Source organism: Pedobacter sp. KBW01, assembly GCF_003852395.1.
Lineage (GTDB): Bacteria > Bacteroidota > Bacteroidia > Sphingobacteriales > Sphingobacteriaceae > Pedobacter.
This window is the reverse complement of the sequence record NZ_QAJQ01000014.1, coordinates 317,007-326,274: the sequence shown is the minus strand read 5'-3', so window position 1 is coordinate 326,274 and position 9,268 is coordinate 317,007. Positions and strand designations below refer to the sequence as shown.

General features: G+C 37.8%; 10 protein-coding genes and 1 pseudogene. 3 read left to right on the top strand and 8 right to left on the bottom strand.

Going from position 1 to position 9,268, the window contains the following annotated elements:
• From DBR40_RS27030 to DBR40_RS16935, 3 genes and pseudogenes are all read left to right on the top strand, one after another.
• Positions 1–228: pseudogene (locus DBR40_RS27030) on the top strand (hypothetical protein); the annotation flags it as partial.
• 3 nt (positions 229–231) lie between these two features.
• Complete coding sequence (locus DBR40_RS16940) at positions 232–1,017, top strand: DUF4099 domain-containing protein (protein ID WP_124560916.1); 786 nt, start codon at positions 232–234, stop codon at positions 1,015–1,017.
• Between the two features lie 38 nt (positions 1,018–1,055).
• The gene (locus DBR40_RS16935; protein ID WP_124560915.1) at positions 1,056–1,889 is read left to right on the top strand and encodes a hypothetical protein; all 834 of its coding nucleotides are present in this window, start codon (positions 1,056–1,058) and stop codon (positions 1,887–1,889) included.
• 21 nt (positions 1,890–1,910) lie between these two features.
• Here the strand turns inward: DBR40_RS16935 and DBR40_RS16930 are convergent, their stop codons facing one another.
• The 8 genes from DBR40_RS16930 to DBR40_RS16895 form a co-directional block, all read right to left on the bottom strand.
• A complete protein-coding gene (locus DBR40_RS16930) occupies positions 1,911–2,186 on the bottom strand; it encodes a hypothetical protein (RefSeq protein WP_124560914.1) in 276 nt (91 codons plus the stop codon).
• A gap of 316 nt (positions 2,187–2,502) precedes the next feature.
• Positions 2,503–3,057, bottom strand: a complete 555-nt coding sequence (locus DBR40_RS16925; RefSeq protein WP_124560913.1) for a WcaF family extracellular polysaccharide biosynthesis acetyltransferase — start codon at positions 3,055–3,057, stop codon at positions 2,503–2,505.
• A 23-nt stretch (positions 3,058–3,080) separates the two neighbouring features.
• Positions 3,081–3,662: an exosortase Y gene (gene xrtY, locus DBR40_RS16920; RefSeq protein WP_124560912.1), complete on the bottom strand. Its 582-nt coding sequence runs from the start codon at positions 3,660–3,662 to the stop codon at positions 3,081–3,083.
• A gap of 2 nt (positions 3,663–3,664) precedes the next feature.
• Positions 3,665–4,534 (bottom strand): glycosyltransferase family 2 protein, encoded by an 870-nt coding sequence (locus DBR40_RS16915; protein WP_124560911.1) that lies wholly within the window; start codon positions 4,532–4,534, stop codon positions 3,665–3,667.
• A gap of 36 nt (positions 4,535–4,570) precedes the next feature.
• Positions 4,571–5,920 carry an XrtY-associated glycosyltransferase XYAG1 gene (locus DBR40_RS16910; protein ID WP_124560910.1) on the bottom strand — a complete coding sequence of 450 codons (1,350 nt, stop codon included), beginning with the start codon at positions 5,918–5,920 and terminating at the stop codon, positions 4,571–4,573.
• Positions 5,913–7,325, bottom strand: a complete 1,413-nt coding sequence (locus tag DBR40_RS16905; protein ID WP_124560909.1) for an exosortase Y-associated Wzy-like protein — start codon at positions 7,323–7,325, stop codon at positions 5,913–5,915. Before DBR40_RS16905 ends, DBR40_RS16910 begins: the two co-directional genes overlap by 8 nt.
• Positions 7,315–8,652, bottom strand: a complete 1,338-nt coding sequence (locus tag DBR40_RS27025) for a glycosyltransferase family 4 protein (RefSeq protein WP_124560908.1) — start codon at positions 8,650–8,652, stop codon at positions 7,315–7,317. The genes DBR40_RS16905 and DBR40_RS27025 overlap by 11 nt, the downstream gene beginning before the upstream one ends.
• On the bottom strand, positions 8,640–9,266 hold the full coding sequence (locus DBR40_RS16895; protein ID WP_124560907.1) for a class I SAM-dependent methyltransferase: 627 nt from the start codon (positions 9,264–9,266) through the stop codon (positions 8,640–8,642). The genes DBR40_RS27025 and DBR40_RS16895 overlap by 13 nt, the downstream gene beginning before the upstream one ends.
• Between the last annotated feature and the right edge of the window lie 2 nt (positions 9,267–9,268).

The following is a 9,268-nucleotide window of genomic DNA, read 5'->3' as shown; positions in this document are numbered from 1 at the left end:
ACTTTTAGCGAAATCCCCAATAATGGTCAAATCTATAAGATTCAAGGGCATTTAAAGCAAGGTAGGCTCAAAGTCGAGCAGCAGCCTTCGGGAATTATATTCACCCTATCAAAAAGCGATCAGCTTTATCACTCATTAAGCGAAATCAAAAGCTCACTATTGCAGACAGCTAAAAAACAGGATTCCTCCCAACAGATAACTTCTGAAAATCACAACATTAAAAGATAACCTATGAAAACTCTATTTCAACAAAGTCAACTGCCTTTAGAGCAGTTAAGTAAGCTTGGCATCTATCATCAGGACCAGCTTTTGCTTAATCCAGAAGAAATCAGTGCGCTTTTATCCGGACGACGTACTCAGCTTATTAGTCTTCATCACCTAAAAGGGGAAAAATTTGATATTGAAAGATTGGATGCACGCCTTTCCCTTCACCGGGATGAGCATAACAGTGTGGAACTGTTAATCCATCCTATATATCATGCTCCAAGAAAACATCCCTTGTTAACCGAGCTTGAAATGCACGGGCTTATCCAGGGCCAGAAAGACTTTATCGCCAAGAGTATTCAAATCGAAGAAGGCATCTCGGCTATGTACAATATCGAATATGATCCAGTTACTAACGATTTCATTGGCTACAGTGTTCCTGAGGTGCATTCACCAGATCTGGTAAACGGGATAATGCTCGATGCAGAGCAAAAGGAAGCATTTAAAAAAGGTATGCTGATTGAACTTCGTGATGGAACTAGATTTCAGCACCGTGTTACCCAGCCTAAGGGACTACTTGCAGATCGCAAGGAATTAATACTCTCTGTGCTTGTGGATGGTGGAATTTCCTATTTGTTAATTAAAGATATTCAGCCGTTAAATAGTACTTCTCAACAGCTGGATCATCATACTCCGGCTTTTACTAAGGCGTTTGCTGATATGCAGGGGACATCGTTAAGTGCTATTGAGGAACGCAAGTTACCACAAAGAGCTTTCATAGAGCCTCCCGCTTATAGCGGCATAGCTAGATAATGTTAAATAATTAATCATCAATCTTAAAACTTACCACAATGAATGACAATAATTTGCAATACCTACAAAAAATGCTTGATCACCTTGGCTTTGGAACCCGCCTTAACTCAGTATTAGAAAGCGCCATATATAAAAAGCCAGAGGCCTTCACTATCGGCCTTAATCAGAAATATATACCTGCTGAATTCCGGTCTGACCCTTCTAAAGGGATTGATATGATGCATTTCGATCTTCAGTTTAATAAATCAAGGGAAACTGACGCCTACTTTTTAAACGGGTTTGAAGCGAGCCTTAAACGCTACAATACTGATCAATCTGTGTCCAAGATCTTTGATATAGAAAAACATCACCGGATGACGGCGCTCCAATCGTATAAACTCTTATGCGGATTGTCTTTACAAAAGGATATTTTTTTGCGTGATCTTACCCATAGTACTGGAGATACCTTGGAGCGTATCCCTGTTTGGTTTTCGCTGGATTTACAGGTGACTAATGAACGTGGCAACCATCCTTTGAATAGGTTTTATCCTGGCTACGGCTTTGACCTTGAAGCAACAGTAGACCGCTATAATTTTAAGGGACTAGAAGACAAGCAGAAACGGGAGTCGGTTATCAGGGCATTAAAATATGGTAATTTAATTGAGCTGCCATTAGAACTTGAAGGGAAAACGCAGCCTGTATATCTCTGTGCAAATCCTGAAATGAAAACCTTAAATATATATTCTAAAGAAATGCAGCCCATAAAGGCTGAACAGATATTTTCCCCCACTACTGCTAGTGTTGTACAAATTGCTGCACCGGATGTGAGCGCTAGAGTTCAAAAAGCCGAGTCTATCAATGAGGAAACTAAATCGCCAAAAATTGGCCGCTAATAAGCAATAAAGACTTTGTATTTAGTTTAGCTCAGCTGTGCGGGATATACTCCCTGGCGCAGTATATTTTCGTCTTTCACTCATCCACTCCTTTATTTTTGGGAAAATGAAAAGAATTGCAAAGGCAAGTACCGACATCACCAATTGGAGCACAAGGTTTATTTTGGTTACCGGACTTGCGTCTACTTCACCCATTACAACCCATAATCGATAAATACTCCTTAAAATAATGAGCACCAAAAGGTATTTGCTCCATTCAAACCGGCGTTTGATGAGGATAAAAAGCACATACCTCATTATAAAAATAGCGATGAGCACCACAAATTCTTGCGTGCTCTCATAATCGTAGAAAAATAGATTGATTATCCCGATTAAAAAAGTAATTAAAATAAGATTGGAAGACAGTGAGTATTTGTTCTTCCAGAGTTTAAGATTAACCAACTTATAAATATTTATGCTATAGACTAAGCAAATGTCTTGATAATTTTTAACAAGCACCAATTTTTTATTTAATAGAATGGTAAATATTTTGACAATTATCAATGTAAATGAAAAACGAGATCTGATTATGATCTCGTTCTTTAAAATTTTGCTAAAAAAGTGCTTTGCTAGCTTACTTTTTAATATCGCGTTCTTTAATTTTTATTGCCGGATTACCCTGATAAATGGCATAAGCGGATAAATCCTTTGTAGCTACGCTACCCATTGTTAAAACAGCATGGCTGTGCAGCGTTACCCCCGGACAAACTTTAGCTGCGGCTCCAACCCAGGTGCCTTCCGCTAAAATGATAGGCGCTACCATCAAGTCAAAATTTGTACTGCTATAGTTATGGTTACCGGTAATAAGCACAGCCCGCTGTGATATACAGCAGTTTTTGCCTATAATAACCCGGTCTAAATTTTCAATATAACAATCGGCAAGCCAGCTATAATCGCCAATTTCAAGTTTCCAAGGATATTTAATATGAATACCCGGTTTAATGCGTACTTCTTCGCCTATTTTAGCACCGAACAGCCGTAACAAGACCACAAGTATTGAACTAACAGGTATAACACGGCTTTTAAAAAACAGAATATCCGTAAAATACCACAACAATTGCTTTAAGGTATTTGCACCTACCTTAAAATCACCGGTATCGAAATTTTTGTGAAGCTGAGTTTTTAGCAAAATATAGGTTTTAACGGTATAAATTAATGCCCGGCTACAACTGGTTTATTGTTCTTTTTAATCCAGAAATATAACATGGTAAATACGCAGATATATACAATGATATTAAAAACTTCGTGGTGATAAGTAAAGTTATGCCGCTGCGATTTAAAGAAACCTAGTAGCACTCCAAGGCCGGCTATCCTCAACACGTTTAGTATATAGATGGCAATAAGACCAATCACTAGCATCTTAAGGGTTGATTTCCACGAAGCTGGAAAGGCCAGTACAAATGCCGACAAGAAACTCATTACGCCCAAACCCAAACAAGAATAATTTACCCTTAAGTATGGCCCTGCAACTACCATTACATCCATTTCGTTATGGATAGCATAAAAACCGAAGAGTTTAATAATCCAAACTGCTGGTATAATCAATGCCGATTTTAAACCTTGAATGTAGTTAAAATGTGCTGAAATATAAGCATTGTAATACTTCGATCCCGGGGTCATCACGCTGTTCATAAACAGGTTGCCCTGGCTAAACACGATATAGAGCACAAACAATGCAATTACAAATTTAATAGCCTTTTTATTAGCCTGTTTTTTAGCTTCTTCCTGAGTCATAATTATCGGCAGTTTATATTTTTATTTGTTTTTTGTAAAGCTTTAATCTTTTTATCTACCAGTTGTCTAAACCAGAAACTCTGCAGATAATGAAATTTAATTCCTGTGGCACCTTCAAATATACCCAGTTTAAAAAACATTCGGTAGCCAAAATAAAGATAAGGCCGAAAGCCAAGTGGGAGTTTCCACCATAAGCGTTTTAGCCAGGCCCTCTTTTCATCCGGGCTCCCCATTAAGTTTGGCTTAATGCTCTGAATCCTTAATTTTTGTATCCTTTCTATTTCTTCCTGAGCAATCAAATCGCTATAGCGTTCGTGTTTGGTTTTCCAGAAAGAAATATCATTTTCTTTCAGATTTTCTTCCAATATCCAACCTTTTTTCCATACTTCGGTTTTGCCGGGTACTATAAAGCGGTGGTCCATATTTTCGTTAAGGTCAGAAAAACCAACCCCTGTTCTAAACATTTTTAACAGATAAAAAGGGTAGAAGGTCCCAAACCTGATCCAACGTCCCTGAAAAAAGTTTTTCCGGTTAAAATAAATGCCATTAATACCCGTATGCTGGTCATCATTAAAATTGGCGAGCATTTCAAAAAGTTCAGAGGTAACAATCTGGTCTGCATCCAGGCCAATGGTCCAGGGTGTGGTAATTTGGAAGTTTTTTAAGGCAAAATCCCACTGTTTGGGATGGTTTTCAAATGGGTTTTGTAATATCTCTGCACCATAAGCTGCAGCAATTTCAAGCGTTTTATCAGCACTGTAGCTATCTAAAATATAGGTTTTGGCATTTAGGTTTTTAATAGATTCCAGCAATCTGGGTAAATGAATTTCTTCATTAAAAGTGAGTATGATGAAACTGAAATTTTTGTTCATGTATTGGGTTATTTCAACCAGGGATTGAAATATAGTTTATATGGTTTTATAAAATTCGAGATACCGCTTGGCTAACACATCCTCATTAAAATCCTCTCTAATGATTAATGGAGCAGTGTGGCCGATGTGTTGCCTTTTATCAGGATTTTGGTAAGCAGAAATAATGTTGTTTTTTATCGCTATAGTTTCCAGGCTGGTCACCCAGCCAAGCGCCTTATCTTTAACGTAATCAGCAAGGCCAACATGTTCGCTAATAAGCACTGGCGTACCAACACTCAGGCTTTCTATTACCACATTGGCAAAGTTCTCGTTGTAAGAAGTAAGCAAAAGCAAATCATGCGCTGCCATCATCGTGTACTTGTCCTCGTTGCTTACCTGGCCAACCCAATCAATACTATTGCTTAGTTTTAGCTTATTGGCCAAAAGCTTTAAGCTTTCTAAGTATCGTTCTTCACCAGAGCCGGCAATAGTTAATTTCCAGGAGATATCAACGGTTGCTAAGGCATTAAACAAAAGTTCAAGTCCTTTCTTTTCCTCAATACGCGAAAGAAAAATAAGCTTAAAAGAGTCCCCTTCTTGATACTTTCTACCTAATACTTTCGAGGGTAAACTCACCAAATTCGGAATCACCCTGATACTCTTCGGCCTTACAATTTTTAAAATATCTGCTTTTTCCAGTTCGCTGGTAGCATGGATATGGCAGTATTTTAGCAGGTTTTTGCCTAGTAATTTATGAATCAGTTTTTTTGATATTGAATTGCGGTTACCAAGCGTGTAAGAGGTAAGCATTCCGCGGGGAGATAGCACCACAGGAATATTATACAACCTTGCAATAAGGCAACTCAGAACCGAAACTAAATTCCACCAGGCATGTATGTGTACAACATGCCTCTCCTCTGGTAGGATGCCTTCAAGTCGGGGTGGTCCTTTAAGTATTTGATTGGCTGTATTTAATTTGTTACCCTCAATGCTAGGTTTGTCGTCCTCAGTGTAACGAAGGATCTCTTTCCTCAATCTCCACAACAATCCCGGAGAAAAATGACTGTGGTCTTTAGTCCATCGGTTAAAGTATGTAACCGGAACTCCTTCAACCAAAACCGGAACTCCAGTTTTTACATCTAGTTCCTTTTTACCATTGGCCGTAGTGGTAATCACCTCTACTTCGATGCACTTGTCATCCCGAGTACCTGGTTTGTCACCATGAACACTTGATTTGTCATACTGAGTGCAACGAAGGATCCCTTTCTTTAAAACCGCTAAATGCTTATCGCCCGACAGGACCTCACACAACTTCCCAACACTTTGTATAGGCCCACCGTAAATATAGGCAGGTTTATAAGAAGCTGTAATGTGGATGATTTTCAATGATGAAGCGATATTAATCAAATGTTGGTTTTAATACCTTTATAGTCCTGAGCAGATGGAATAGAAACCACATAATCACATATCCCCAAAAAATATTATTAAACATAAATTCGAAGTTATTACCTCGCCATAGTCCTTGAAAAATACTATTAAACATAATTACGCAGCCCAGCTCATAACTACCAAATATCTCTTCTGCTTTGTCAGATAGGTGCTGCACCAATATGCCATAGAGCAACATAAAAAAGAAAATCCCTGCAATGCCAAAACTTAAATAAGCATCTACTACAGGGCGTGTTTTTGCTGAAACACTCGACATTTTGTGTGCTACCCCGGCATCATAAACGCGCTGCATAGAAACCATTTCCATATTGGGCTTTCCAGACCAGAAAACCCGTGGTATTAACCCTTCCAAAGAATTTTCTACAATTTCCCAATCGTAATAAGAATGGTGAACAGGTACATAATCTACAAACTGTGTAAACATTTCTATTTCACTCAGCCTTCTAGTAAGGAAGCCCCAATTGGTATCCTCAATTTGTTCTTCGTTTTCTGAACTAAGGTTTTGAAAAGCCTGATTTTGCGCTTCCTCTGCACTTACTTCTCCACTCCAGCTTTGCCGAACAGTATTATTATAGGTTGGTAGGAAGTAAAGTAATACGTAAGCAATAGGAAGGGCAAGGTAAAGTATAGGCTTTTTATAGTAAGGAAAGAATACACAAGCAATAACAATGATATTGATAATAATAGGCTCTTTGTAACCTGATAAGGAGGCATGAATAAAATTCAGGATGAAAATAGTGGCTCCTATTCCGAGATATTTAATGTTTTTTGTGTTGAATCCTTTAACAAACAATACTGCTGCACACGATATACCGATTATGGTAAGGGGGATGGCAATTTGGCTAAGGCCAGGGAAACGTTGTGCTAGCGATCCAATTCCAAATACAATGATGCTAAGCCAGATCAGAAAATCATCATCATCAAAGGTTTTAATGCTCTTAATGCTAATATTATTCTTTTGAACTAGTAGTATGCCTGTTACCAATGCGGTATGGGCCAATAAGCTCATCCGCTGGCAACTGGCAATCAATGCTGTTTGCTCACTTTCTTTAAATTCTGCCCCATAATTAACTTCGGTTAAATACCGGTAACCCAAATGATCCATAAAGTAAAATACAGAAGTAACACACATAAAACCTGCAAAAATAAGTTGTAGGAGAAATATTGGACGCATTATCTGCTTATGGATAGGTAAATCGGTTTTAATAATTGCAGCTGGAGATAATATGGTGGTATAAAAAATAAAGAGTGAACCAAACCAGGCGACAAAATAAGATATAATAGGGCTATTAATCAATAAGTATGCGATCAGAACCGGAAGATATAATGTGAGAATGAGTTTAGTAGGATTGTTATTTTGCATGCTTATTTTTGATAGTGTCAACAATCACTGCCACCTGTTTTTCGAACGACCAATCTTTAATGATTTGTTGTGATAGATTTCCAATTTTTGCTATTTTATCCTTATTTTCAGTTAGTGTACTAAGTTTTTGTTTAAGATCAGCTAAATCCCCCGATTTAAAAACCGCTCCATTTACTCCAGTTTTAACCAAATCTATAGAACAACCAACTTTATCCGATACCAATACCGCTTTGCCAGCTGCCATGGCTTCATTAACCGCTAATCCCCAGGTTTCACCCGGTCCTTGCGAAGGTAGACAGAATAAATCACAGGCCTGATATACAACTGGCATTGCTGTTTGATTCTGAAAATCCATAAAATGAATTCGCCTTTTGAGGCCGTCTCCGGTACTCTTTCCTAGTTTGTCATCTTGAGTTCCCACTGGTTTGTCATTCTGAGCGGAGTCGAAGAACCCAACACCCAACTCCAAACTACCTCTATTGTCATCCAGCTTTCCCTCTGGTTTGTCCTCATGAGCGTAGTCGAAGGATACTTTCTCCACCAACCCTTCAACTTTCTCTTTTAACCCTTCCTCCAAAACACCATTTCCAACAAAAAGCAAATGTGTGTTTTTCAGATCAAGATTGATAAAAGCGTCCAACAAAAGTTCAGGATTTTTTTTTGGTTCTAATTTTCCTGCAAAGAGTATTAAAATTTCATTATGAGTTATGCCAAGCTTATCTCTTAATAATCTAGATTCTATACTTCTATCTTCTGCAAATCTTTCATTATCGATCGCGTGCGGTGCTAAAATTAACTGTTGGTCTTTTAATCCAACTTTTTTAAAGTAAGCTTTATTCGCTTCACCCACATAAAATGCAAAATCGATATGGCGATACACCCATTTTAAAAATATATTTCTCACCCACCTTTTGATGCTATTCTGTTGATCCAAAAGTGTAGAATCGCCCCTGAAATAAATCGGTACGCGGGTATAGTAATATCTGATCAATTTTAGATTACTTTGATACGCCCAACCAAAAATTAGTATTTTGGTAGGTGCATAATCGTTGATTTCTTTCTCCATATTTGGATTGATAATCCCCGTGAAGTGGTGTGTCCCTTTATCCTTTGCCGTATTCTCTAAAAATTGGTAATCATATCCCGTTAGAAGCGGAATGTCCCATTGAATTTCTCTTTTAAAACCAGTATCAAATGTTTTAGATGCACGATTACCAGCAGTGTAAAATACCTTGAGCTTAATTTTTTTAGCTAAAAGTTGAAATACAGGTGAGTAATACTGTATTGGGTGACTAACTATAATAGCTAACTTTTCTATTTTGTGCATTCTATTGCTATAGCCTCGTTAAAACGATCGGCTTCTTCGACAAATTTAAAATGTTCATCTTTGCAATCGTTAAAAAGGCAGACTTTACAGTTTTTAAATCCGCTTTTTTCCAGTTCATACATTAGCGATTTTTCATCCCACATCCATAAATGTTTAGAGTTACCAGCATAGTCTTTAATTACACCAGTAAAGCCTTTGCTTCTTCTTTCTTTACCCAATAGTGTTCTGCGCATAAATTCAGATGCTGGATTTTCTACGGAATTGTAGTCCTTTAAATACTTTTCTATCGCAAATTTCAAATCTGGCAACACGCACCTAAAAATCCCTCCTGGTTTTAAAATACGATATGTGTTTTTTAGTGCCGCCTGAAAATCTTGGTAAGGCAAATGTTCGAGAACATGCGAGCAATAAACCCCATCACAGGTATTTTCTTGCTCGGGCAAACCCTTCACAATATCTCCATAGAGCACATTTTTAGGAAATGGTTGACTGTTTTTTTTGTAAATTTTGCCTATTAGCCAAGTTCTCTCAAATCTCAGAGTAGGTGAAGCATCGTAATTTTTCCAGTTTTTAGGAGAGCTAAAGCCACATCCATATTGTACATATAACGACATAT